Source organism: Nocardioides sp. Z38_18, from assembly GCF_058215695.1.
The window spans coordinates 100063-125650 of the sequence record NZ_JBZAJE010000001.1 but is presented as its reverse complement, the minus strand read 5'-3'; the positions used below and the strand labels follow the sequence as shown (position 1 = coordinate 125650).

Genomic DNA, 25588 nt, shown 5'->3' with positions numbered 1-25588 from the left:
CGACCGCGCGGGACCGCTTCGGCCCGCTGGGGCCGGCTGCCTCAGGGGCGCTTGCTGGGCTTGGCGCTGGGCTTGGTGCTCGGGTTCGCGCTGGGCTGCGCAGAGGCCTTCGCCGACGGGCTCGCGGTGGCGCTGGGGCGGGGCTTGGGCGTCCGGGTGACGACCGTCGGCTCGGCCTTGGTCACCTCGAACTGCACGTCGCTGGGCGTGGACCCGTAGGCGGCCGCGTAGACGTGGTAGAACCCGGGCAGCGCCCAGGCGGAGAACTGTGCGCATCCCTGGTCCGAGCGTCGCCCGCTCCAGGTCACCGGCACGTGCACGGGCTGGCCGCTGCGGACGACGACCTCGGCCGTCGGGATCGCCTTGGGGCAGTCCTGGCTGGACCAGATCCGGTCCTTGCCGGAGGCGATCTTCACCACCAGGCTCTGCGGTGAGACCTTGAAGGTGCAGGCCGGCTGCGTGCCGTTCAGCCGCAGGTTGATCACCACCGGCGTCCCCGCCCACGCGCGCGAGACCGAGGGCAGCACGCTGACGTCGTCCTCGGGGCACACCCCGTTGGGCGGGATCAGCGGCACGTTGGCCCGGGGGCTCGGCCTGGTCGAGGGCGCGACCGGCCCGAGGCTGACCGGATTCCCGGGCTGGTCGGCAACGGTGCGGGTGCTCGCCTTCGACGCGGTGGGCGGGTCCTCGCCAGTTCCGCCGAGCAGCTTGGCCACCCCGAAGACGAGGAGCAGCGCGATCAGGAGCACCAGGGCCCGGCGCACCCAGTAGACGCGCTTGGGCAGCCGTCCACGCGGTGTGATCGCCGAGCTCATGGGGTCACGGTAGTCAGGCACGGTCCCCGATCCGGGTTGCAACGCCGGGCGCCCGGGTGCGGTCCCCGCCACACCCCCGCCCACCGGGCACAGACGTGCCGCTCATGTACGCCGACCGGGCACTCGCGTCCCGCGCCGACACGGATAATGAGCGCCGATGAACGCCCTCCACGAGCCCCTGGTCGACTGGTACGCCGAGCACGCCCGCGACCTGCCCTGGCGCGGCCCAGAAGCGACTCCCTGGGCGGTACTGGTCTCGGAGTTCATGCTCCAGCAGACGCCGGTCGCCCGGGTACTGCCGGTCTTCGAGCAGTGGATGAACACGTGGCCGACCCCGAGCGACCTCGCCGCGGCCCCGAGCGGGGAGGCGGTCAGGGCGTGGGGGCGGCTCGGCTACCCGCGACGCGCCCTGCGGCTGCACGCCGCCGCGACCGCGATCGTGGAGCAGCACGGCGGCGAGGTCCCCGCCTCCTACGACGACCTGCTGGCGCTGCCCGGCGTCGGCGACTACACCGCCAGCGCGGTGGCCTCGTTCGCCTTCGGCGGCACTCACGCCGTGCTGGACACCAACGTGCGGCGAGTGTTCGCCCGCGCCGTGGAGGGGGTGGAGTTCCCGCCCGCCTCCGTCACGAAGGGCGAGCGCGCGCTGGCGGAGTCGCTGCTGCCGGAGGATGACGCGGCCACCTGGGCGATCGCCGTGATGGACCTCGGCGCCCTGGTGTGCACGGCGGCCAGCCCTCGGTGCCCGGCGTGCCCGATCAGCGATCTCTGCTCGTGGAACCTCGCCGGCCGTCCGGCGTACGACGGCCCACCGCGGCGCGGCCAGACCTGGGCCGGAACCGACCGCCAGGTCCGCGGCCGCCTGATGGCGGTCCTGCGCGACGCCCCCGGCAGCGTCACCCGGACCCGCCTCGACTCCGCCTGGGCGGACCCGGTGCAACGCGACCGTGCCCTCCAGAGCCTGCTCGCCGACGGCCTCGTCGTGGAGAGCGACGGCCGCTTCGCCCTCCCCGGCTGAGCCCTGCCTGATCGATCCCGGGAGGGTGCCCGGCGAAGGAGCAACAAGGCGGTGCCGCTGCCGCTACGTGTCGTACTCGACGCCGTCCCACGGTTCGTAGTACACGATGAAATCACCCGGCTCGATGCCGATGGAGAACGTGCCGTCCTCGTACTGGTCGACCTTCCAGCCGAAGGTGACGCCCCTGACCTGCTGGGTGAACGGCGCGACCTCGATGGGCTCGAGGACGTAGTCGCCCAGCTCAGCCAGCCGGGAGGCGACGAGGGCATCCGCATCCGAGGCGCCGGCCTGCCCGGGGGGAAGTCCATCGACTCGGGGGACCTCGTCGATCCTCACCTCGTCGAAGCTCCCGTCGGGCTTCCACAGGAAGAGCCCGACGTACGCCGCCCCCGAATGGCCCGGGACGAACAGCTCGTCACTGAGGAAGAACTTGCGACCGTCCATCGCGGTTCCTGCGTAGGGAACGTGGTAGTCGTCGGGGACGATGGTGAATCGTTCGGGTCTCGTGTTCACGGCAGCTCTCTCCTCCTGGTCCTGTGAGGGGGTTGCGCATCCGGCAAGCGCTGCGACCAGTACGAGCACGACCACGTAGCGCAAGCCGAGACGGCGCTGCAGGCGATGCCCGAGGCGGATCGTTCGCTGCTTGATACCCGGTTGAGCCACAGCGCGGAGCCTAGGTCGCCGCGAAGCTCCTTGTTCACGATCCGCCGCTACCCCGGCTCGCAGTCTGCGATTTCAGGGGCCAGAAAGCGGAACGGCCCCCCGGGGTCACCGGGGGGCCGTTCAGGTCAGGACGGGTCAGGCGGGGTCGCCCTTGGTGATGTCGACCGGGCCGTCGCTGTCGTCGGGGCCGCCAACGGGCTCGAGGAGCGGGGCGTCCGGCAGGTCACCGCGGACGGTGCCCTCGAAGGTGAACTGCGCCGCGGCGCCTTCGCCCTCGACGCCGACCAGCACGATCTGGCCGGGGCCGACCTCACCGAAGAGCATCTTCTCGGCGAGGACGTCCTCGATCTCGCGCTGGACCGTACGCCGCAGCGGACGCGCACCCAGCACGGGGTCGAAGCCCCGCGTGGCGAGCAGGTCCTTGGCGGCCTGGGTCAGCTCCAGGGACATGTCGCGGTCCTTGAGCCGCAGCTCCACCGAGGCCACCATGTTGTCCACCATGGAGACGATCTGCTCCTTGGTCAGCGGCGGGAACACGATGATCTCGTCGACACGGTTGAGGAACTCGGGCCGGAAGTGCTGCTTGAGCTCCTCGGTGACCTTGTTCTTCATCCGGTCGTAGGTGCCCTCGTCGCCGGACTGGTTGAAGCCCAGGCTGACGCCCTTGGAGATGTCGCGGGTGCCGAGGTTGGTGGTCATGATGATCACCGTGTTCTTGAAGTCGATCACCCGGCCCTGGCTGTCGGTCAGGCGACCTTCCTCCAGGATCTGCAGCAGGCTGTTGAAGATGTCCGGGTGGGCCTTCTCGACCTCGTCGAAGAGCACCACGGAGAACGGCTTGCGGCGCACCTTCTCGGTGAGCTGGCCGCCCTCTTCGTAGCCGACGTAGCCGGGAGGCGAACCGAAGAGCCGCGAGACGGTGTGCTTCTCGGAGAACTCCGACATGTCGAGCTGGATCAGCGCGTCCTCGTCGCCGAAGAGGAACTCGGCGAGCGTCTTGGACAGCCACGTCTTGCCGACACCGGACGGGCCGGCGAAGATGAACGAGCCGCCGGGGCGCTTGGGGTCCTTCAACCCGGCGCGCGTACGACGGATGGCCCGGCTGAGCGCCTTGACGGCCTCCTCCTGGCCGATGACCCGCTTGTGCAGCTCATCCTCCATCTTGAGCAGCCGGGTGGACTCGGCCTCGGAGAGCTTGACGATCGGGATCCCGGTCGCCACGGCCAGCACCTCGGCGATCAGCTCCTCGTCGACCTCTGCGACGACGTCCATGTCGCCGGCACGCCACTGCTTCTCACGCTCGCCCTTGGCGAGGATGAGCTGCTTCTCCTCGTCGCGCAGGCGGGCGGCCGCCTCGAAGTCCTGTCCGTCGATGGCGCCCTCCTTGCGGCGGCGCACGTCGGCGATCTTGTCGTCGAACTCGCGCAGGTCCGGCGGAGCGGTCATCCGGCGGATCCGCAACCGGGAGCCGGCCTCGTCGATGAGGTCGATCGCCTTGTCGGGCAGGAACCGGTCGGAGATGTAGCGGTCGGCCAGCGTCGCCGCCGAGACCAGGGCCTCGTCGGTGATCGTGACCCGGTGGTGCGCCTCGTAGCGGTCGCGCAGACCCTTGAGCATCTCGATGGTGTGCGCGATCGAGGGCTCGGCGACCTGGATCGGCTGGAACCGGCGCTCGAGCGCAGCGTCCTTCTCGAGGTGCTTGCGGTACTCGTCGAGCGTGGTGGCACCGATGGTCTGCAGCTCGCCGCGCGCCAGCATCGGCTTGAGGATGCTGGCGGCGTCGATGGCGCCCTCGGCCGCGCCGGCCCCGACGAGGGTGTGGATCTCGTCGATGAACAGCACGATGTCCCCGCGGGTGCGGATCTCCTTGAGCACCTTCTTCAGGCGCTCCTCGAAGTCACCGCGGTAGCGCGAGCCGGCCACCAGGGCCCCGAGGTCGAGGGTGTAGATCTGCTTGTCCTTGAGCGTCTCGGGCACGTCGCCGCGGACGATGTCCTGCGCGAGGCCCTCCACGATCGTGGTCTTGCCGACGCCGGGCTCACCGATGAGCACGGGGTTGTTCTTCGTACGCCGGGACAGGATCTGCATGACCCGCTCGATCTCCTGGCCACGTCCGATGACCGGGTCGAGCTTTCCCTCCTTGGCGGCCTGCGTCAGGTTGCGGCCGAACTGGTCGAGCACCAGCGAGCTGGAGGGGGCGGCCTCGGGCGCCGTGCCCGCGGACTGCTGCTCCTTGCCCTGGTAGCCCGACAGCAGCTGGATGACCTGCTGGCGCACCCGGTTGAGGTCGGCGCCGAGCTTGTGCAGCACCTGCGCGGCGACGCCCTCACCCTCGCGGATCAGGCCGAGCAGGATGTGCTCGGTGCCGATGTAGTTGTGGCCGAGCTGCAGCGCCTCGCGCAGGGACAGCTCGAGCACCTTCTTGGCTCGCGGCGTGAACGGGATGTGGCCGCTGGGGGCCTGCTGCCCCTGGCCGATGATCTCCTCGACCTGGGCGCGGACGGCCTCCAGGGAGACGCCGAGGCTCTCCAGCGCCTTCGCGGCGATGCCGTCGCCCTCGTGGATCAGGCCGAGCAGGATGTGCTCGGTCCCGATGTAGTTGTGCGAGAGCATGCGGGCCTCTTCCTGGGCCAGCACGACAACTCGTCGGGCTCGGTCGGTGAACCGCTCGAACATGGGCTACTCCTCAAGTCTCTGCAGGGTCGACGCGTGCGACCCGCACGGCCGGTTAAACCCTTCCCTCAGCCTACGTGTTCCGCGCGCAGGTGGTTATCGCTCTCAGCGAACACGGCCGGGTGGCCGCTCACAGCACGTCCTCGGGGCGGGCGGGGCGGGTCAGGTGGAACACCTCAGGAGGCCGGCCCCACTCGTCGCCGCCGAGGCGGGAGACCGGCCGGAGCAGGTCCATCGCCGGTTGACCGTCGCGCAACACGTCGTCGCGCACGGTGATCGCGGTGACCTCCCCGAACACGACGTACGCCGAGCCGACCTCCACCACCCGCTCGAGGCGGCACTCGATCGAGGCAGGCGACCCGGCGACCCGCTGCGGGGCGACCGTGTCGGAGGGCTCCATCGCGATCCCGAGCTGCTCGGCCTCGTCGTCGCCGTGGTCGAACGGCGCGCTGCTGGCGTTGACCTGCTCCAGCAGCGCCTCGGAGGTGTGGCTGATCACGAACTCGCCGGTCTCCTCCACGTTGCGCACGGTGTCCTTGTGGCCCAGCGAGCTGAACAGCACCACCGGCGGTCGCCCGCTGGCGACGGTGAAGAAGGAGTGCGGCGCCAGGTTCCCCCGCCCCCGCGCGTCCAGCGTGGAGACCCAGGCGATCGGGCGCGGCACCACCAGGGCGGTGAGCAGCCGGTAGGCGTTCACGTCGGGATCGCCGGGGTCGAAGACCGTGCGCGCGGTGGAGGTGGCCATCGCGTCAGCGTAGAAGGTCAGCGCTCCGGTCACCGCTGCCGTTCCGGACCTGGCCGCCGGGCTGGCCGCCGGGCTGGGCCAGTCCGTTCTCGTAGCACCACACCACCGCCTGCACCCGGTCCCGCAGGCACAGCTTGCGCAGTACCTCGGCCACGTGGCTCTTGACCGTCTCGTTGGCGACCACCATCGAGGCGGCGATCTCCGCGTTGGACCACCCCCGCCCCAGCAGCACCAGCACCTCACGCTCACGCGGGGTCAGCGAGCGCCCCGCGAGCGGGTCCGCGCCGGGCTCCCTGCGTACGCCGAAGTCCTCCACCAGCCGCCGGGTGACGCCGGGGCCGAGCAGCATCGACCCCTCGCCCACCATCCGCACCGCCTCGACGAGCCGGTCCCCGGTCACGTCCTTGAGCAGGAACCCGCTGGCGCCGGCCCGGATGGCCTCGAAGACGTACTCGTCGAGGTCGAACGTGGTCAGGATCAGCACCCGCGCACGGTGCTGCGCGGCGATCACGCGGGTGGCCTCGATGCCGTCCATCACCGGCATCCTCACGTCGACCAGCGCCACGTCCGGCTCCTGCTCGGCGACCAGAGCCAGCAGCTGCTGGCCGTCGGCGGCGGTGCCGACCACCTCCAGCCCCGGCTGGGCGTCGAGCAGCGCCGCGAAGCCCGCACGGATGATCGGCTGGTCGTCGGCGACCACGACCCTCATGCGGTGGGCTCCGGTTCGGCGACCAGCGCCGGGAGCCTGGCCTCGACCACGCACTCCCCGTTTCGGACGCCGGCCTCGAGCTCACCGCCGACCGCACGCACCCGCTCCGCCATACCGGTCAGTCCACCACCGGGCTCGAGCTCCTGGACCCCCGGAGCACGGTTGGAGACCAGCACCCTGACCCCGCCGGCCCCGTCGCCGTGGGCGATCACGTCCACGGGCACCCCCGGAGCGTGCCGCCGCGCATTCGTGAGCGCCTCCTGCACCACCCGGTAGGCGACGTAGCCCGGCGTCGCGAGCACGTCATCGAGCCCCTCCAGGGACGCCGAGACGACATCGGTGGCCGACTGCGCGTCGAGCACCAGCCGGCTGATGTCCCGCGCCGTGGGCTGGGGGGTCCGCTGCGCCTCGCCGTCGGAGCGGCGCAGCACCCCGAGGACCCCGCGGAGCTCCTCGAGCGCCTTGCGGGAGTCGTCCGCGATCTCGGCCAGCACCAGCCTCGCCTCGGGAGAGAGCTCGGGGTAGGTGTACGGCGCCGTCTCCGCGCGCACTGCGATCAGGGAGACGTGGTGGGCCACGACGTCGTGCAGGTCACGGGCCAGCCGGGAGCGCTCGTCGAGGACCGCCGCGTCGCGGGTCACCTCACGCCGCCGGCGCACCAGCTCGAGGAGGCCACGCTCGCGGGAGGCTTCGCGGCGCAGCAGGATCGTCACCAGCATCACCAGCGCGGTGCCCACGGCGTACAGCGTGCAGGTCAGGACGAGGTACGACGCGCCCCCGCCGTAGCCGAACAGCCCGAACTCCACGGAGCCGCCGGGGGTCATCATCCGGCCGTCGAGCAGGATCACCCCGATCGGCAGGCAGGTCGCGACGGCGGCGAGCAGCCAGGCGGTCCGGGGCCGGCGCCACGACGCGCAGACCGCCACGGCGACCAGCGCGGCGTACGCCGTCCAGGGCCACGCGAGCCCCATCAGGCCACCCGCGACGAGGCGGGGCAGCACCAGCACGACACCGAGCACGAGCGAGCGCAGCGCCGCCAGCGGGGCGAGCGCGAGCAGCAGGCCACTGAGGGACACGGCAGCGTGCACCCAGCCGGCGTAGTCCTTGTCGGTGACCAGGAAGCCACCGTCACCGAGGTAGCGGTAGCGGATGTCGAGCGGCGTCTGGGTCTCCAGGAACGCCAGCAGGAGGGCGGCGGCCGCAGCGACCACCGAGAAGACCTGCGGTGCGTCGGCCCAGCGACGCAGTCGGGCGAGGATCTCGGTCATGGGCTCAGCCTCGCGGCCGGCCCGGACGCACGACCACCCCCGGGCGAGCGAACTGCGTCACTCGCGCGGGGGTGGTCGTCGTGGAGCTCGGGATCAGTGCGCGGCTGCGTATGCCTCGCGGACCTCGGCCGAGACGCGCCCACGCTCGGGGACGTCGAAGCCGTTGTCCCGGGCCCAGGCCCGGATCTCGGAGGGGGCGGCACCGCTGGCGGCCGTCTTGGTGGTGCGGCGGCCGCTGCGGCCTCCGACGGGACGCCCGTGGGCGACATAGGGGGCGAGCGCGTCACGCAGCGAGCGTGCGTGCTCGTTATTCAGGTCGATGGCATATTCCTTGCCGTCCAACCCGAAAGTGACCGTCTCTTCCGCATCGCTCTGGTCGATGTCGTCCACGAGTACGATGTTGACTTTTTGAGCCATGTTCCTGACCGTCCTTGCACAAATCGAGTGAGAGAGTTTCCCACTCGACACTAACAGACCACTATGTGAGAACCGCGCCCTCACTCAGGTCGGAGCAGCGGAAAAAGAATCGTTTCCCGAATGCCGGCTCCGGTCAGCAGCATGACCAGGCGATCGATGCCCATCCCCATCCCGCCGGCAGGCGGCATTCCGTATTCCATCGCCTTGAGGAAGACCTCGTCGAGCTCCATTGCCTCGGGATCACCCTGCGCGGCAAGGGCAGACTGCGCCTGGAGCCGTTCACGCTGCACGACAGGGTCGTTCAGCTCGGAGTACGCCGGCGCCAGCTCGACGCCGTTGATGATCAGGTCCCATGCCTCGTTGATACCCGCTTTGTCGCGATGCGCCTTCGCCAGCGGCTTCACCTGCGAGGGGTAATCCATCACGAAGGTCGGATTGATCAGGTCGTCCTCGACGAGCTGCTCGTAGAGCTCGACGAGAATTTCCGCCGCTCCCCATTTCGGCTGCAGTTCCACACCGTGGGTATGTGAATACCCGCGCAGGGTTTCCGCGTCGGTCTCCACCGTCACCTCGGCACCCACGGCCTCGGAGACCAGGTCGAAGATCGAGGCCTGGCGCCATTCGGCCTCCAGATCGATCTGCGACCCGTCGCGTCCGGGTACGACGGTGCGGCCCACGGCCCGCGCGGCGTCGAGGACCAGTGCCCGGGTCAGCTCCATCATCGTGAACTGGTCGCCGTAGGCCTCGTAGGCCTCCAGCATCGAGAACTCGGCGGCGTGGGTGGAGTCGAGCCCTTCGTTGCGGAACGTGCGGCCGATCTCGTAGACCTTGTCGACGCCGCCGATCATCGCCCGCTTCAGGTCGAGCTCGAGCGCGATCCGCAGCAGCATCGGCTGGTCGAGGGCGTTCAGGTGCGTGCGGAACGGGCGAGCCGCGGCGCCGCCGTTGGTCAGCTGCAGGATCGGGGTCTCGACCTCGGTGTAGCCACGCTCGTCGAGGGTCCTGCGCAGGCTCTTGAGCACGGTGGCCTTGGTGCGCACCATCTCGCGCGCCTCGGGGCGGATCATCATGTCGACGTACCGCAACCGGATCCGGGCCTCGTCGGAGAGCGGCCGGTGCTCGTTGGGCAGCGGGCGCAGCGTCTTGGCCGCGAGCTGCCACTGGGTCACCGAGACCGACAGCTCACCGCGGCGACTGGTGATCACCTCGCCGCGCACGGCCAGCAGGTCGCCGATGTCGACGAGCGCCTTGTAGTCGGCGAGGGACTCCTCCCCCACGTCGGCGAGGCTGAGCATCGCCTGGATCTCCGAGCCGTCGCCCTCGCGCAGCTTGGCGAAGCAGAGCTTGCCGGTGTTGCGCTGGAAGATGACCCGGCCGGTGATCGCGACCTGCTCGCCTGTGCGCGTGTCGGGCTCGAGCTCGCCCGACTCCATCAGGGCGTCGTACTTCTCCCGGATCTCGCGGATGGTGTGGGTGCGCTCCACCGTGGTCGGGTAGGGCGCGACGCCCTTGTCGAGGAGCCGCTGCCGCTTCTCCCGGCGTACCCGCATCTGCTCGGGGACATCGTCCGCCGGGAGGGTCCCCGCGGCGTCGGTCTGAGCTTTCTCCCGGGCTTTCGCCTGGGCATCGGACTGGGCGCCACCGGGCTGGTCATTCATGTGGCACACGCTACTTTGCTCCCTACCCGACAAGGACAACAGGAGCGTGACGATGAAGGCCGTTGTGTGCCAGGACACGATGCTCGAGGTCGCCGACCTCCCGGACCCGGTCCCGGGGCCCGGCCAGGTGCTGCTCGAGGTCGTCCGCACCGGCATCTGCGGCTCCGACCTGCACGCCCGCAAGCACGCCGACCAGCTCGCCGACGTGGCCGCGGCGATCGGCTACCACCACGTGATGCGACCCCACCAGTCCGTGGTGATGGGACACGAGTTCAGCGGCCGGGTGCTCGACTACGGCCCGAAGACCCGCAAGCCGTGGTCGGAGGGGACGCCCGTGGTCTCGCTGCCGATGATCCAGATGGGCGAGCAGGTGCAGATGACCGGCCTCTCGGCGCAGGCGCCGGGTGGGTACGCCGAACGCGTGCTCGTGCAGGAGTCCCTGACCATGGAGGTCCCCAACGGGCTCGCCCCCGAGACGGCGGCGCTCACCGAGCCGATGGCGGTCGCGTGGCACGCCGTACGACGCAGCGGCGTGCGCAAGCGCGAGACCGCCGTGGTGGTCGGCTGCGGCCCGATCGGGCTGGCAGTGATCTTGATGCTCAAGGCGCGCGGCGTACGCACCGTGATCGCCAGCGACTTCTCGCCGGGCCGGCGTGCGCTCGCCGAGCAGTGCGGCGCCGACGTGGTGATCGACCCCGCCGACGGCTCGCCGTGGGCCAGCTTCGAGCAGAGCCGCTACATCACCGACGCGAACGGGCTCTTCGACCTCGCCCTCGGCACGATGGGCAAGCTCCGGAAGGTCCCGATGCTGCCGTGGTGGCAGGTGCTGCGCGCCGCCGAGGCTGCCGGAGCCACCCCGAGCGGACCGGTCGTGTTCGAGTGCGTCGGGATCCCGGGGATCATCGACCAGATCGTCAACGAGGCACCTCTCGCCGCCCGGGTCGTCGTCGTCGGGGTCTGCATGGAGCCGGACACCTTCCAGCCCGCGATGGCGATCAACAAGGAGATCGAGCTGAAGTTCGTCTTCTGCTACCAGCCCCACGAGTTCCACGAGACCCTGCAGATGATCGCAGACGGCAAGGTCGACCCCACCCCGCTGATCACCGGCACCGTCGGCCTCGACGGGGTCGCGGCCGCGTTCGACGCCCTCGCCGACCCGGAGCGGCACGCGAAGATCCTGATCGATCCGGCGAGCTCAGCGGCCCTGCCGGGATAGTCCGAGACGTTTCCGTCGTCGTACCGGACAAAACGGAGCGGGACTGTCTCGGACTATCCCGAATTCCGGGCGAACACCAGCTCCAGACCCAGCAGCGTGAGCCAGGGCTGGCGGGCGGTGAACACGCGGCACTCGTCGACCACGATCGGGGCGAGGCCGCCGGTGGCGATGACGTGCACGGTCTCGGGCTGTACGCCGAGCTCCTCGATCATCCGGGCGACGATGCCGTCCACCTGGCTGGCGAAGCCGAAGACCAGGCCGGACTGGAGGGCCTCGACGGTGTTCTTCGCGATCACCGAGCGGGGGCGGAGCAGCTCTACCTTGCGCAGCTGGGCGCCGCGGCGGCCCAGCGCCTCCAGGGAGATGTCGATGCCGGGGGCGATCGCGCCGCCGACGTACTCGCCGCGGGGGCTGACCACGTCGAAGGTGGTGGCGGTGCCGAAGTCGACCACGATCGCCGGGCCGTCGTACAGGCTGGCCGCAGCGAGGGCGTTGACCACCCGGTCGGCGCCGACCTCGCGCGGGTTGTCCATCAGCACGGGTACGCCGGTCCGGACGCCCGGCTCGACCACGACGTTGGGCAGCGTCCCGTAGTGGCGCACCAGCATGTCGCGCCACTCGTGCAGCACCGCGGGCACCGTGGCGCACACGGCGATGCCGCTGAGCCCGTCGGAGACGTTGCTCTCGCGCAGCAGCCCCCTGAGGAGCACCGCCCACTCGTCGGCCGTACGACGCTCGTCGGTCGCCACCCGCCAGTGGTCGAGCACCACGCCGTCCGCGAGCAGGCCGAGGACCGTGTGCGAGTTGCCGATGTCGGCGCAGAGCAGGGTCATCAGCTGTCCCGGCCGAGCACGAGCTCCACGTTGTCGATCAGCCGGGTGGGTCCCACGCGGGCCGCGATCAGCAGCCGGGCAGGGCCGCTCTCGGGGGCGGGTCCCAGGTCGGGGTCGCGCAGCTCGAGGTACTCGAGGTCCACGCCGCGGGCGTGCCGCAGCTCGTGGCGCGCGGCGCCGATCGCGGCGGAGGGGCCGTACCGCGCGGCGTTGCGCGCGGCGAACAGGGTGCGCGCGAGGGCCGCGGCACGCCACCGCTGGTCCTCGTCGAGGTAGCCGTTGCGGGTGGACAGCGCCAGGCCGTCGGGCTCGCGCACGGTCTCGGCACCGATCACCTGCACGCCCATGCACAGGTCGTCGACCATCCGCCGGATCAGCACCAGCTGCTGGTAGTCCTTCTGCCCGAAGACCGCCACGTCGGGCCGGACGAGCCCGAACAGCTTGGCGACCACCGTGAGCACCCCGTGGAAGTGGGTCGGGCGCGAGCCGCCCTCCAGCACCGTGGCGAGGGGACCCGGGTCGACGGTGACCTGGGGGTCGCCCCCCGGGTAGACCTCCTCCACCGAGGGCGCGAACACGATGTCGACGCCCCGCTCCGCGCAGACCTGCACGTCGGACTCGAACGTGCGCGGGTAGCGGTCGAGGTCCTCACCGGGGGCGAACTGGAGCGGGTTGACGAAGATCGACGCGACCACGGGGGCCTGCGCACCGACCTCGTCCCGCGCGCGGGCGAAGAGCGCGGCGTGCCCGGCGTGCAGGGCACCCATGGTCGGCACCAGCGCGACGCGGGGGCTCGGCGTGGCCCCGCCGGCGAACCGGTGCAGGGCGTCGTGCAGCTCCTCGCGACTGTGCGCGAGGAGAGGGGCGGACGTCATCGCGAGTCGCTCCTGGTGCGCTGGCGCACGACGGCAGGCGCGGTCCCCTCGACGCGCGCCAGCGCCTCGTCGAGCATCCCGACCAGCCGGACCGCGCGGATGGGCAGCAGCCGGCCGTCGAGGACGGCCCGCTCGGCGGTGGCCTTGGCCATCGCGACGTACGACGGGATCGTGGCGGGCGCGTTCTCGGTGATGTCGTCGAGGTGCGCCTGCACGGTGAGCACGTCTCCGCGCACGATGGGACCGGTCAGTGCCGCGTCGCCGGAGGCCAGCGCGTTGTCGAGCGCCGCGTTCAGCAGCGGCCGCAGCGTGGCCGCCGGGTCCTCGGCGCCCGAGGCTGCGAGGAGCTCCATCGCCTGGCTGACCAGGGTGACGAGGTGGTTCGCGCCGTGCGCGAGGCCTGCGTGGTAGAGCGTGCGCTTGCTCTCCGGCACCCACAGGGGGATGCCGTCGAGGTCGGCGACCAGCGCCTCGGCGTACGCGCGCTCCCCCTCACCGGCCGTCATCCCGAAGACGCAGCCCGAGAGCCGGTCGAGGTCCAGGGCGGTGCCGGTGAAGGTCATCGCCGGGTGCATCGCGACGGGGCGCGCCCCGATCGCGGTGGCGGGCTCGAGGACCGCCAGCCCGTGACGGCCCGAGGTGTGGCACACGACCTGGCCCTCGCGGATCGCGCCGGCCCCCACGAGGGTGGTCACGACGTTGCCGAGCATGTCGTCGGGAACGGTGAGGAGCAGCAGGTCGCTGGACCGGGCCACGTCGGTCGGCTTGGCCACCGGTACCCCGGGCAGCATCGTCGCGATGCGGTGCAAGGAGGCGGGCGAGTCGCCGGCGGCGGCCACGACCTCGTGACCCGCGGCGCGCAGCGCCGCGGACAGGACGGCGCCGACACGACCGGCGCCCACAACTCCGACTCGAGCCATCAGACGACATCCCTTTCGTTCCAGTCCCTGGCGGGTACCGGACTACTCACGAATGGTGCAGACCGAGCGTACGCCCGGCCGACGGGCAGTGGAACCGAAGGGGAGGGGTTAGTTTGGTCACAGCCACGCGCCCTCACCGCCGCCCCTGCGGGCGCAGGCCCAAGTACGATCCACCCGATGAGCGCGACCACCAGGAACCCCGAGGACCTGGGGGTCGGCGATCCGTCCGGGAAGACGTCCGGCAGGCCGCCTCACGGGGCCGAGGGCCGCACCAGCGGGGGCCACGCGCTGCGCACCGACATCCAGGGGCTCCGCGCCGTCGCGGTGTCACTGGTGGTGATCTATCACCTGGTCCCCTCGAGCCTCACCGGCGGCTTCGTGGGCGTCGACGTCTTCTTCGTGATCTCCGGCTTCCTGATCACGCTGCACCTGATGCACAGGCCCCCGGCCGGCGGAGGCGACCTGGCGCGGTTCTGGGGCCGCCGGATCCGGCGGCTGCTGCCGGCATCGTTGCTCGTCCTGACCAGCACCCTGGTGCTCTCCCGGCTGTTCGCCCCGGACACCCAGTGGGCCAACACCGCCTCCCAGGCCCGCGCCGCCACCCTCTACGTCGTCAACTGGCTGCTGGCCCGGGACTCGGTGGACTACCTCGCCGCCGAGAACGCACCCAGTCCCGTCCAGCACTTCTGGTCGCTCTCCGTGGAGGAGCAGTTCTACTTCGTCTGGCCCCTCCTGATCCTCGCCGTCCTCGTCCTGGCCAGGAGGCGTCGCTGGAACCCGGACATCGCGATCCTGTGCGGCCTCGCGACGCTGGTCACCCTGTCCCTGGGGTACTCGATCTGGGCCACCGCCCACGACCCCGCTGCGGCCTACTTCGTCACCCCCACGCGGATGTGGGAGCTCGGGATCGGCGGGCTGCTGGCCGTCGTGGTCGCGGTGCGCCGCCGACGTGACCTCCCCTCACTGCTCCCCGATCGGACCCGGGTCGTGCTGGCGTGGGCAGGCTTCGCGGCAATCGCGTGGACCGCGTGGAGCTACACCGGCGAGACTCCGTTCCCCGGATGGCGTGCCCTGCTCCCCGTGGTCGGCACCGCACTCGTGATCGGCGCGCACGCTCCGATGAGCAGGCTCTCCCCCGGGCCGCTCCTCGCCGTACGCCCGATGCAGTGGCTCGGGGACGTCTCGTACTCGGTCTACCTGTGGCACTGGCCGCTGATCGTGCTGATCCCCCAGGCACGTGGCGACGCGATGGACAACCTCGACCGGGTCCTGGCCCTGGCGCTCACCTTGGTCCTCGCCCACGTGACCAAGGTGTACGTCGAGGACCGGTTCCGCACCCCGGGATGGGGACGTCCCCTGTACAAGCCGTTCCTTGTCGGCGCTGCCGGGATGGCCCTCGTGCTCGCCCTGGCCGGGCTCCAGCAGCTGGAGGTGGACCAGCGCAAGGATCGCTCGGACGCCGAGCTCGCCCGCGCGCTGGCAGACGGTGGGGCCTGCTTCGGAGCCGCTGCCCTGGACGCAGCCGAGCGGTGCGACCCGGTCCCCTCCGAGAAGATCGTGCCGGCCCCCGTCGACGCTGCAGGCGACAAGTCCCGAGCCTACGAGGACGTCCCGGGCGGCAAGAACTGCTTCGCCTACCCCCCGAAGTTCCGCTCGGTGCGCTGCACCTTCGGTGACGTGGACGCCGACACGGAGATCGCCCTGGTCGGCAACTCCCATGCCGGCCAGTGGCTACCCGCGCTCGAGCGTCTCGCCGAGAAGAACCGGTGGCGCGTCACCACCTACCTGGCCTCCCAGTGCGCTGCCGCTGACACCGCGCAGTCCTTCGACACCCCGGCTGGGACAAGGGCATGCCTGGCCTGGGTGGAACGGACCACCAGCGCCGTGGCGCGCAGCGGGCCGGACGCCGTCGTCTACACGAACCGCATCTCGGTGGCGGCCGAGGGCAAGTCCTTCGAGGACAGCGGCGAGGACTACCGCGACGGGATGGAGAGTGTGCTGCGCGAGTGGGGCTCCGAAGACCTGCGGGTGCTGGTGCTTCGCGACACCCCCGCCCCGGGCGCGTCCATCCCGGACTGCCTTTCCGAGCACCCGGACGACCTCCCCGCCTGCGACGGGACCCGCGAGGAGTGGCTGCCCGCGGACGAGTCGGAGAGCGCCGTACGCAGCGTCGGGTCGCCCCGAGCCACGTTCGTCGATCTCACCGACCACATCTGCGAGGAGGAGAGGTGTGGCGCGGTCACCGGCGGCGTGGTCACCTACTTCGACGGCTCCCACCTGACGGCCACCTTCGCCGCCACCCTGCACCCGTACCTGGGACCGCCACTGCGACGTCTGGTACGTGGTGGGTGATCCTTCGTCCCCCGTGTGGTGACCCGGCACCACTCAGGGAGCAGGGACGACCGGCCGCTTGCGCGCGGAAGCCAGGACCGCGTCGGTCACCCGCTCACAGCACCGCCGTGGCCGACGTGACCTCCGCTGCTGACCCGGTCCCGGTCGAACTGGTAGTAGACGACCGCCCGGTCGATGCAGGCGGAGTTGAAGGCCATGGATGAGTAGTCCGTGACGAGGACTGCAGCCCGGGCGAACAGCTCCTGGACGTCGTCGTCGAAGGTGAACCTGCGAATGTGCTCGGGCAGCGTGCCGTCACGCAGGGCATCGTGCAGGTTCGGATGAGGAAGGAAGCCCACCTCCACCCCCAGCTCCGCGGCAGCGTCGCGCAGGCGTGAGGAGCTGAGGATCACCTCGCGGTCGGTGAACACGTAGCTGCAGACCGAGCGTACGCCCGGCGCCACCGGGTGGGAATGGTCGTCTCGGTGTGCTGCATCACAGTGCCGCCCGGCGGCTATGCTCGGGCCCCGCATCCCGTGTTCCCACCTGCCGAAGGACCCGACGAGTGACCCTGTTCCGCCCGTGGCGCACGCGCGCGAGCGGTGTCCTCAGTGACGAGGCGAGCACCGGGTCCTCCGGCTCCGGCCTCTACGCCCGGTACGCCGACCTGCTCCCCGAGACCGACGGTCGCCGAACCGTGGTGATCGTCTCCGACGACGACCCCGACTCGCCGGTCCCCGAGCTGGTCGCACCTCCCTGGCCCGCGCGGGTCATCGTGCTCTCGCCCACCGGCCTGCCGGAGTGGGGGCTCGAGGAGCTCGGCGTGGAGCACCACGCGGCCCCGATCGACGACGTCCACACCGTCAACTGGTGGCTGCGGTTCGTCGGCCCGGTCGACGTGATCGTGGACGCTGCCCGCCGCGAGGCCGAGGAGTACGACGCTCTGTGGTTCCGGATCTTCTTCCACCTGCGCCGCCGAGGCCTGTACGTCGTCGACCGCCGCCGCTCCATCGACGGCCTCGAGCCTCCCCAGATCCTCGACATGGCCCGCACTGCCGGCCTCAAGGCGGCCGACCTCCCGGGAGAGGCCCCCGAACGGCGGCGCCGCGCCTCCGTGCACTCGGTCAGGGTCGACGCGGACCACGTCGTGGTGGTCAAGGGCGGGCGCCACGTGCTGAAGGTCCGGGAGAAGGACGCCGACCGCATCCTCGCCCAGCGTGAGCCGCAGCTGCGGGTCGAGCAGCTGCTGAGCCTGCCCGGGGGCACCCTGACCAGTGCTGCCACGGTGCACTCGCACGAGTCGGCGGTGCCGATCCCCTGGCTCGAGGACAAGCTGACCTACCCCGAGCACCACCTGCGGCACTACCAGGGCGACATCTCGATGATCTCCAACGCGCTCCTGGTCACCGGCCACTCCGCGCTGCCCGACTCGTTCCGGCACCACCGGGCCCACTACCTGGAGAACCCCGTGCTGCACAGCGTCAACGGGGACTTCGCCAGGACGCGGCCGCGCGACCGGCCCCAGCGGACCCTCGAGGGCAGCTACTACCACCTCGACTCCGAGAACTCCGGTCACTACGGGCACCTGCTCACCGAGGTGATGAGTCGCCTGTGGGGCTGGGACGAGGCCAAGAAGCAGATCCCGGACCTCAAGGCGATCTTCCGCATCCGCTACGAGGACGAGCGCGACCCCGCCCTCGAGCGGCAGATCTTCGGTGCCTACGGCATCTCCGAGGACGACATCTGCTGGGTCCACGAGCCCGTCCGGCTGGAGTCGGTGGTCGGCGCCACCCCGATGTGGCACAACCAGGAGCCCCACTACGTGCACCCGGAGATCACCCGTGTCTGGGACCGGGTCCGCGAGTCGCTGCTCGCCCAGGCCACCGTGCCCGTGCAGGGCTTCGAGCGCAGCGGCGGCCGCCGCATCTTCGTCTCACGGCAGGACATCACCACCAACCGCGCCTGCCGCAACACCCGTGAGGTCGAGGCTTTCTTCAGCGAGCGCGGGTTCGACATCGTCTACCCCGAGAACCACGACGTCGCTGCCCAGGCGGCGATCTTCGACCGGGCCGAGGTGATCGCCGGCTTCGGCGGGTCCGCGATGTTCAACATCGTGTACTCCCGTGGCTACCGGGGGGTGATCCTGCTGAACCACGAGGCCTACACCGCGCGCAACGAGCACCTCTACACGGTCCTGCTCGGGGGCGAGGTGCACTACTTCTGGAGCACCCCGGACATCCAGCACCCCGCGGGCGGAGGGTGGAGCCGCGAGGCCTACTTCTCGCCCTGGGCCTTCGACTTCGCCCGCAACGCCGACACCCTCGACGACGTCATCACCACCCTGGGCTGACCCGGCTCAGCGCGCCTTGAGCACCCCGGTGCCGAGCAGCTCCTGGTAGAGGTACGGCGCCAGGGTGCGCGCGTAGGTCACGGTCATGTGGCTGTTGTCGCGGTAGACGTTGGCCCCACCGATCACCACCGGGCACTCGTCCTCGTCGCAGAAGAAGCGGGTCAGGTCGACGAGGTGCGCCCCGGGCGTGCGCTCGACCGCGGCGGCGAAGGGGTCATCGAAGCGGTCCAGGGCCTGCTTGCGGCTCAGGCCGCACTTCTCGTTGGCCTCGGAGATCTCCACCGTCGCGAGGCAGTTGTTGGGGTTGTCCTCAGTCGCGCCGCCGGCGCTCGGGTTGTCCCGGACGGCCACGATCGGCACCTTCATCGCAGCGACCGGCGCCCACGAGGCCACCAGCCCCGGCACCATCGACCGGAGCGGCTTCGAGGTCTTGTTGGTCCAGCCGGTGGTGATCACGAAGTCGTACTGGCGCGCGGTGCTGCGCAGGAGCGGGTCCAGGTCGGCCTTGAAGCTGATGCAGGCGTCGCGCAGGGACTTCTCGAAGATCCGGGGACGACCCTCGCCCCAGACGCAGCCGCCCGAGGTGAACAGGTGCAGGGAGAGCACCCGCTTCTCGGCCAGCTCGACCAGCGCGGGCATCAGCGCTCGGGCGTGGGAGTCCCCGATCACGGCGACGTGCGGGACCGAGGGGTCGTCGACCGCACCGAACTCGCACGGCTTCAGCGGTCGCTGGGTCATCAGCTTCTCGCAGTCGGGGTAGTGCGCGTAGTCGCCGGCCACGGCCGTGACGGCCGGCACCAGGTTGCCCTCGAGCTCGGGGTTCGGGCACTCCTGCGACTTCGGGTCCCGCGCGGCAGCGCCGAAGCAGGCGGGCGCCTTCTCGGTCAGCGACTGGGCGAGGGCGGCGGAGCGGCGTACCTCGTGCTCCACGTCCCACCAGGCCGCGGTGCACGCGCCGACCACCAGCGCCGCCGACAACGCTGCCGCCCCCAGTGCCACGCCGGGGCGCCGCAGGTGCAGCCTCCGGGTGGTGCGCACGGGGTCCTCGACCAGGATCTTGGTCAGCCACGCGGCGAGGATCGTGGCCACCAGGACCAGCACCCGCGCGAGGAAGCCCGGGGTGCGGTCGATGACGTAGGGCAGCAGCACGATCAGCGGCCAGTGCCACAGGTAGATCGAGTAGGAGATGTCACCGAGGAAGGTCGCCGGACGCCAGGTCAGCAACCGGCCCGGGGACCAGGGGAGCTCGGGGTTCCCGGCCCACAGCACCGCGACCGTGGCGGCCACCACCACGATGGCGGCGGTCCCGGGCATCGGGGTGGAGTGCGAGAGCACCAGCGCGGCGCCCGCGATCACCAGCAGGCCGAGCCAGGACGCGGCGGCGGCCAGCCGTGGGGCGGCGACGGTGCGGCTGCCGACGAGGCAGGCGAGCAGGGCGCCCGCCCCGAACTCCCAGGCCCGGGTGAACGTGGAGAAGTAGGCCACCGAGGGGTTGTTCACGGTCTGGTGCAGCGAGAACGCGAGAGAGGCCACGGTGGCCACGGCGAGGGTGACCGTGACGACCCTGAGCAGTGACCACCGGAACAGGTTGGCGAGCAGCACGGCACCGAGCACGAGCAGGGGCCAGCCGATGTAGAACTGCTCCTCCGCGGAGAGCGTCCAGTAGTGCTGCACCGGCGAGGGCTCGTTGGAGGAGGCGAGGTAGTCGACGGCGTCGCGCGCCAGCGACCAGTTCTCCACGTAGAGGACGGCGGCGCCGATCTCCTTGAAGAACTGCTGCCACAGCAGCCGCGGGACGAACAAGAAGATGCCCACGCCCGTCGCAGCGAGCACCAGCAGCGCCGCCGGGAGCAGCCGGCGGACGCGCTTGGCCCAGAACTGGGCCAGGGCCACCCGGCCGGTACGCCGGACCTCCCGGACCAGGTTGCCGGTGATCAGGAACCCGGAGATGACGAAGAAGACGTCGACGCCGATGTAGCCGCCCGGCAGGCGGCCCGGCCAGAGGTGGTAGACGACCACGAGCAGGACGGCCACGGCCCGCAGCCCCTGGATCTCCGGGCGCACCGGGGTCGGCGAGGCGGCGGGGCGGGAGCCGCCCTCGGTAGGTCGGGCTTCCCGCACCTGGGGCGGGCCGTCCTGGCCGGTCACCGTCACGCCGAGCGCTCCACTTCGATCCGTCCTCCGGTCCCCGAGAAATCACGCAGCGCTGCACACCGTCGACCGCGGTCCCGGCGCAGGCACCGACCGCCAACGTACCGTCGCCCGCTCACCGGTCAGAACCACCCGGGCGGCGTGGCGTCGTGTGGGTCACACGGGGAACGCGGGAACCCCCGGCCGCCCGCGCCAGGGATGGTCGAGCTCACCGCCCGCCACCGGCAGCGGCCGGTTCGCGTCGATCCAGGCCAGCAGCGCCTCGAGGTCCTCGCGCCTGTCGTGGCTGACCAGCCACCCCATCAGGCGCTGCTGCGCCGGCACGCGGGTGTCCTCGAAGGGCACCGTGCCCTCGTTCCACAGCTCCCGGACGCCCTCGACCAGCAGCGACCAGTAGTCCTCACCGCAGCCCGGCACCGCGCGGAAGTACTCCCACATGTCGATGGGCAGGACCTCGGCGTGGAAGACGTGGCCCACCTCGGGGCCGGCGTGCTCGCGCACCACCCCGGCGCTGTCCCGCTTGGTCTCCAGCCGGTCCACGAGGTCGTCGAGCTCGTGGCGCTTCTGGGTGATCGAGGAGCGATCCTCGCGGACCGCCCACCGGTAGACCACCTCGGTGAGCACGTCGAAGGTGCGCGCCTGCACGAACGCCCTGGTCAGGGCGGGCTGGTCCTCGTAGCGGGTCCCCTCCGGGAAGCGGAGGCCTGCCGAGGTCCAGAACGACCGCCGGTAGAGCTTGTTCCACGCGAACACGTCCGCGAGCATCAGCGGCGCCTGCTCCAGGTCCGTCGCCGCGCGCGCCACGGCGTGGTTGCGCGCCATCAGCGGGGTCGTCCAGCGGCGTACGCCGTCATCGCGCTCGGCCGAGCCCACGGCGAAGTCCGACCCGGTGCGCTCCAGCGAGGCGAGCATGGCGCTCCACGCGTCGGGGGGCAGCACGTCGTCGCTGTCGACGAAGGCCAGGAAGGTCCCCCTCGCCTGTGCGATCCCGGCGTTGCGTGCCGCACCGAGACCGGCGTTCGGCTGGCGGACCAGCCGGATCCTGCCGTCACGACGCATCAGCCTCTCCACGATCGCCACCGAGTCGTCGGGAGACCCGTCGTCGACGACGATCACCTCGTGGTCCGCGACCGGCTGGGCGCCGATGCTGGACAGGCACGCCTCGACGTACGCCGCCACGTCGTAGACCGGGACCACAACGCTGACCACGGGATCGGGCCGCGCGGGCACCCGACGGCGGAACAACATGCGTGGGATCCTAGTGCGGGGGCCGATCAGGCCCGACGGCTATCATCCGTGTGTCACCCGTACCCGCCCGAGGAGGCTCGATTGCCCCCGATCGACCGCCCGCTGAAGCGGGCACGGGCGGTGGCAGGGCGCCTGCGACGGGCGCCACGGCGGGTCTCCCGAGTGGCCCACCGGGCCCGCGGCAAGGTGGCCAGCCGGCTCCCCGGGCGGAGGCCGGCGCTGAGCGTGGTGGTCCCGGTCTACAACGTCGGGGACTGGATCCGGCCGGCGATGGAGAGCCTGGTGACCCAGACTCTCGCGGACCTGGAGATCATCGTCGTCGACGACGGCTCCACCGACGGCTCCATCGGCATCGTGCGCGAGTACGCCGCCCGCGACGACCGGATCTCGATCGTCACCAAGGAGAACGCCGGTCTGGGCGCGGCCCGCAACACCGGGGCCGAGCACGCCACCGGGGAGTTCATCGCGTTCTTCGACTCCGACGACCTGGTGATGCCCGACGCCTACCAGGCGATGGTGGAGCAGCTGCGGCGCAGCGGCTCGGACTTCGTCACCGGTGTCTTCGAGCGCGGCGACGAGTCCGCCTCGGTCAGGCCCAACTGGGTCCGGCGGACGATGGGACGCAACCGCACCGGGATCACGCTGGTCGACGAGCCCGACCTGCTCCTCGACATCACCGCGTGGAACAAGGTGTTCCGGCGCTCGTTCTGGAGGCGCAACGGCTTCCGCTTCGTCGAGGGCGTCCGCTACGAGGACCAGGTCCCGATCACCCGCGCCTACCTCACGGCGCGCTCCTTCGACGTCCTGCGGCAGCGGGTCTACATCTGGCGAACCCGGCTCGACGGCAGCTCCATCACCCAGCAGAAGTCCTCGATCGCGGACCTGCGCGACCGCCTGCGCAGCCAGGTGGAGTGCGCGGAGATGATGCGCGAGGCGCCCGAGCTGATCCGGGAGACGTGGTACCTCAAGCTGCTGGACTACGACTTCCCCAACTACCTGATGGCTGCCCTCAACGCCGATCCCGACTACGTGAAGCTGTTGTTCGGGCGCCTGGAACGACTGCGCACCGAGGTCCCCCCGCACGTGTGGAGCAGGGTCGCCTTCCGCAACCGGGCGAAGTCGTGGGTGCTCAGCCACGGCCGGCTCGACCTCGGCGTCGAGCTCCGCGCGTGGTTCGAGCGCGACCAGACCGGGCTGCCGACCGTCGACCGCGGCGACCACCTCGCCTACGCCCCGCCCTTCGAGATCAGCGAAGAGGACCTGCCCGACTGGGTGTGCCGCATCTACGAGGTGGACGTGCGGCCCGTGGTCCGGCTGGTCGGCGCGACCTGGGAGGACCACGAGCTGGTCCTGCGCGGTTCGGCGTACCTCGCCCCGCTGCCGCGCGACTTCGGCTCCCCCACCCTGGAGCTCCACCTCGTCACCCCTGAGGGCGAGCGCCTCGAGGTGCCGGTGAGCAGGTACGCCGACCTCGAGCTCGACCACCTCGCCCGGATGGCCTTCGCGGACATGTCCGACACCGGGTTCGAGGCGCGGATCGACGGCGACTGGCTGGCGAAGGTCGCGCCGGAGGGCCAGGCCAGCCTGCTCCTGGAGTTCACCCAGCGGCAGGGCGGCTTCGAGCGGGTCAGCAACCTCACCCACGTCGTCCCCACCTGCAACGGTGCGAGCCGCGAGCCCCGCAACTGCAACGGCCGGATGGTGCGGCTGGCCGGGGTGGTGGACACGGGCCACCGCCTGCTCGTCCACGACACCTGGGCCTGGTCGAGCAGCCACCGCGTCCTCGACGACTCCACCCTCGAGCTCACCCTCGAGGTCCCTGCCTCGGACCCGCCCACGCGGGCCTGGCTCGCCCGCCGCGGCGAGCCCAACACCCCGGTGCCGCTCGAGGTCCGCGGCGACGGCACGGCGCTGGTCCGGCTGCAGCCCGGGTCCGGGCAGCGGCTGCGCACCCGCCACGCGTCCGGCGTGAAGCTCGACGTGTTGTGGGCCGAGGAGCCGAACGTCCTGGGGAGCAACGCGGTCGGGGGCTTCGTGCACCGGGGCCCGGCGCAGAACGTCCTGGTGGGCGAGCCGCTGCCGGCGGCGGCGATCTCCGAGGTGATCGAGGGCGAGAGGTCGCTCGTGGTGCGCGGCACCACCCTCGCCGCCGCGGGCGGGCACCTCTACCTGCGCGGTCCCCGCAGCACCGGCCTGCCCTCGGCCCCGCTGCCCGCGGGTGACTTCGAAGTCGAGCTGCCGCTGGAGCAGGACCCCTGGGGGCTGGGCCGGACCCCGCTCACCGCGGGCCTCTACCTCCTGGCCCTGGAGCCGGCGGACGCCACCGATCACGCTCCCGGCCACCCCGCCGGGGCTCCCTCCGGGGACGCCGAGGAGAGCAGCTACGTGTTCGCCGCGACCTCGTTGCGCCGGCGCCTGCCCCTGGTGGTGGACCAGTCGCCCCTGCACGCCGAGGTCGGGACGTCGCACCTGTGCCAGATCGAGGTCTGGTCCCGGCCGCTCCCGCAGTCCGAGGCCTCGCCCCGGCAGCGACAGCACCTGCGCACCGAGGTCTACCCGGAGGCGATCGCCGCCCCCCGGCTGCCCTGCGTGCTGTTCGAGGCGTTCAACGGCACCAGCACCGGCGACTCGCTCGCCGCGATCGCCCGCGAGCTGCTGCGCCGTGACGCCGGCCTCGACCTGGTGTGGAGCATCGCCGACAGCTCGGTCGCCGTACCCCCGGGGACTCGGGGCGTGGTCCGCCAGAGCCGGGAGTGGTACGAGCTGCTGGGCCGTGCGGCGTACGTCGTCAACAACGCGAACTTCCCGTTCTACTTCCGCAAGGCGCCCGGGCAGGTCTACCTGCAGACCTGGCACGGCACCCCGCTGAAGCGGATCGCGAACGACATGGAGGACACCCGCTACCTCTCGGTGACCTACAGCCGGACCATGGTCTACGAGGCCTCCGTGTGGGACTTCCTGATCTCCCCGAGCCCCTTCTGCTCCGAGATCTTCCCGCGCGCCTTCGACTACCACGGCAAGCTTCTGGAGAGCGGCTACCCGCGCAACGAGGCGCTGGTCGGTCCCGGGCGCGAGGAGCGCCGCCAGGACGTACGACGACGGCTCGGCATCGCCGAGGACCAGCGGGTCCTGCTCTACGCACCCACCTGGCGGGAGACCGCCAGGTCCGGCGGCTCCCACTCCAAGGTCCTCTACCTCGACGCCCGCGAGGTGGTCGAGGCGGTGCCGGGGACCGTGGTGCTGGTCCGCGGGCACGCCAACACCTCCGGCTCGGGATCGGTCGCCGGCGACGGGTCCTCGAAGGTCATCGACGTCACGCTCTACCCCGACATCAACGACCTCTACCTCGCCAGCGACGCGCTGGTCACCGACTACTCCTCGGTGATGTTCGACTACGCCCTGCTCGACCGGCCGATGATGTTCCTGGTGCCCGACCTGGTCGACTACCGCGACCGCCTGCGCGGGTTCTACTTCGACTTCGAGGCGACCGCCCCGGGCCCGCTGTTCGCCGACCAGGAGGCACTGGTCCAGCACCTGCGCGACGCAGCGCTCTCCGGCGACGAACACGCCCCCGAGGACTACGCAGGGGCCCGAGCCGCCTTCCGGGACCGGTTCACCCCCTGGGACGACACCGGGACCACCGGCCGCGTCGTCGACGCCGTCTTCGGCCCGTCCGCCTGACCCGACTGGCAGCGGGC

Annotated in this window: 19 protein-coding genes; 5 read left to right on the top strand and 14 right to left on the bottom strand. The window is 71.2% G+C overall.

Going from position 1 to position 25588, the window contains the following annotated elements; translation table 11 throughout:
- Window positions 1-41: 41 nt before the first annotated feature.
- The gene (locus AC4BGC_RS00565; protein ID WP_490553921.1) at window positions 42-815 is read right to left on the bottom strand and encodes a hypothetical protein; all 774 of its coding nucleotides are present in this window, start codon (window positions 813-815) and stop codon (window positions 42-44) included.
- Between the two features lie 157 nt (window positions 816-972).
- Between AC4BGC_RS00565 and AC4BGC_RS00560 the strand changes: the two genes are divergently transcribed.
- Window positions 973-1833 (top strand): HhH-GPD family protein, encoded by an 861-nt coding sequence (locus tag AC4BGC_RS00560; RefSeq protein WP_490553920.1) that lies wholly within the window; start codon window positions 973-975, stop codon window positions 1831-1833.
- Between the two features lie 63 nt (window positions 1834-1896).
- Here AC4BGC_RS00560 and AC4BGC_RS00555 read toward each other — a convergent pair whose 3' ends face one another.
- From AC4BGC_RS00555 to lysS, 7 genes are all read right to left on the bottom strand, one after another.
- The gene (locus AC4BGC_RS00555; protein ID WP_490553919.1) at window positions 1897-2346 is read right to left on the bottom strand and encodes a hypothetical protein; all 450 of its coding nucleotides are present in this window, start codon (window positions 2344-2346) and stop codon (window positions 1897-1899) included.
- A 285-nt stretch (window positions 2347-2631) separates the two neighbouring features.
- The gene (locus AC4BGC_RS00550; protein WP_490546687.1) at window positions 2632-5172 is read right to left on the bottom strand and encodes an ATP-dependent Clp protease ATP-binding subunit; all 2541 of its coding nucleotides are present in this window, start codon (window positions 5170-5172) and stop codon (window positions 2632-2634) included.
- Window positions 5173-5299: 127 nt separating this feature from the next.
- Window positions 5300-5914 carry a flavin reductase family protein gene (locus AC4BGC_RS00545; protein ID WP_490546688.1) on the bottom strand — a complete coding sequence of 205 codons (615 nt, stop codon included), beginning with the start codon at window positions 5912-5914 and terminating at the stop codon, window positions 5300-5302.
- 4 nt (window positions 5915-5918) lie between these two features.
- Complete coding sequence (locus AC4BGC_RS00540; RefSeq protein WP_490553918.1) at window positions 5919-6623, bottom strand: response regulator; 705 nt, start codon at window positions 6621-6623, stop codon at window positions 5919-5921.
- The gene (locus AC4BGC_RS00535; RefSeq protein WP_490553917.1) at window positions 6620-7891 is read right to left on the bottom strand and encodes a sensor histidine kinase; all 1272 of its coding nucleotides are present in this window, start codon (window positions 7889-7891) and stop codon (window positions 6620-6622) included. The genes AC4BGC_RS00540 and AC4BGC_RS00535 overlap by 4 nt, the downstream gene beginning before the upstream one ends.
- 93 nt (window positions 7892-7984) lie before the next feature.
- On the bottom strand, window positions 7985-8308 hold the full coding sequence (locus AC4BGC_RS00530) for a histone-like nucleoid-structuring protein Lsr2 (RefSeq protein ID WP_490546691.1): 324 nt from the start codon (window positions 8306-8308) through the stop codon (window positions 7985-7987).
- Between the two features lie 80 nt (window positions 8309-8388).
- Window positions 8389-9858 carry a lysine--tRNA ligase gene (gene lysS / locus AC4BGC_RS00525; RefSeq protein ID WP_490546811.1) on the bottom strand — a complete coding sequence of 490 codons (1470 nt, stop codon included), beginning with the start codon at window positions 9856-9858 and terminating at the stop codon, window positions 8389-8391.
- Window positions 9859-10018: 160 nt separating this feature from the next.
- Between lysS and AC4BGC_RS00520 the strand changes: the two genes are divergently transcribed.
- Window positions 10019-11182: a zinc-binding dehydrogenase gene (locus tag AC4BGC_RS00520; protein ID WP_490553916.1), complete on the top strand. Its 1164-nt coding sequence runs from the start codon at window positions 10019-10021 to the stop codon at window positions 11180-11182.
- Between the two features lie 53 nt (window positions 11183-11235).
- Here the strand turns inward: AC4BGC_RS00520 and AC4BGC_RS00515 are convergent, their stop codons facing one another.
- Genes AC4BGC_RS00515 through AC4BGC_RS00505 form a run of 3 tightly spaced genes read right to left on the bottom strand, consistent with a single transcriptional unit; the run spans window position 11236 to window position 13810 of the window.
- A complete protein-coding gene (locus AC4BGC_RS00515; protein ID WP_490546693.1) occupies window positions 11236-12015 on the bottom strand; it encodes a type III pantothenate kinase in 780 nt (259 codons plus the stop codon).
- A complete protein-coding gene (panC, locus tag AC4BGC_RS00510) occupies window positions 12015-12890 on the bottom strand; it encodes a pantoate--beta-alanine ligase (RefSeq protein ID WP_490546694.1) in 876 nt (291 codons plus the stop codon). Before panC ends, AC4BGC_RS00515 begins: the two co-directional genes overlap by 1 nt.
- Entirely contained in the window at window positions 12887-13810 is a 924-nt protein-coding gene (locus AC4BGC_RS00505; RefSeq protein WP_490553915.1) for a Rossmann-like and DUF2520 domain-containing protein, read from the bottom strand. The genes panC and AC4BGC_RS00505 overlap by 4 nt, the downstream gene beginning before the upstream one ends.
- Window positions 13811-13987: 177 nt before the next feature.
- On the opposite strand from AC4BGC_RS00505, the gene AC4BGC_RS00500 reads away from it, so the two are divergent.
- Window positions 13988-16162, top strand: coding sequence for an acyltransferase family protein (locus AC4BGC_RS00500; RefSeq protein WP_490553914.1), 2175 nt, complete (start codon window positions 13988-13990; stop codon window positions 16160-16162).
- 86 nt (window positions 16163-16248) lie between these two features.
- Here the strand turns inward: AC4BGC_RS00500 and AC4BGC_RS00495 are convergent, their stop codons facing one another.
- A complete protein-coding gene (locus AC4BGC_RS00495) occupies window positions 16249-16605 on the bottom strand; it encodes a CDP-glycerol glycerophosphotransferase family protein (protein ID WP_490546697.1) in 357 nt (118 codons plus the stop codon).
- A gap of 101 nt (window positions 16606-16706) precedes the next feature.
- Between AC4BGC_RS00495 and AC4BGC_RS00490 the strand changes: the two genes are divergently transcribed.
- Window positions 16707-18491 (top strand): glycosyltransferase family 61 protein, encoded by a 1785-nt coding sequence (locus tag AC4BGC_RS00490; RefSeq protein WP_490553913.1) that lies wholly within the window; start codon window positions 16707-16709, stop codon window positions 18489-18491.
- 6 nt (window positions 18492-18497) lie between these two features.
- Here the strand turns inward: AC4BGC_RS00490 and AC4BGC_RS00485 are convergent, their stop codons facing one another.
- Window positions 18498-20645 carry an acyltransferase family protein gene (locus tag AC4BGC_RS00485; RefSeq protein ID WP_490553912.1) on the bottom strand — a complete coding sequence of 716 codons (2148 nt, stop codon included), beginning with the start codon at window positions 20643-20645 and terminating at the stop codon, window positions 18498-18500.
- A 153-nt stretch (window positions 20646-20798) separates the two neighbouring features.
- Window positions 20799-21890 (bottom strand): glycosyltransferase family 2 protein, encoded by a 1092-nt coding sequence (locus tag AC4BGC_RS00480; RefSeq protein WP_490546700.1) that lies wholly within the window; start codon window positions 21888-21890, stop codon window positions 20799-20801.
- Between the two features lie 81 nt (window positions 21891-21971).
- Here AC4BGC_RS00480 and AC4BGC_RS00475 point away from each other — a divergent pair, with 81 nt between their 5' ends.
- Window positions 21972-25571 (top strand): bifunctional glycosyltransferase/CDP-glycerol:glycerophosphate glycerophosphotransferase, encoded by a 3600-nt coding sequence (locus AC4BGC_RS00475; RefSeq protein ID WP_490553911.1) that lies wholly within the window; start codon window positions 21972-21974, stop codon window positions 25569-25571.
- Window positions 25572-25588: the final 17 nt, after the last annotated feature.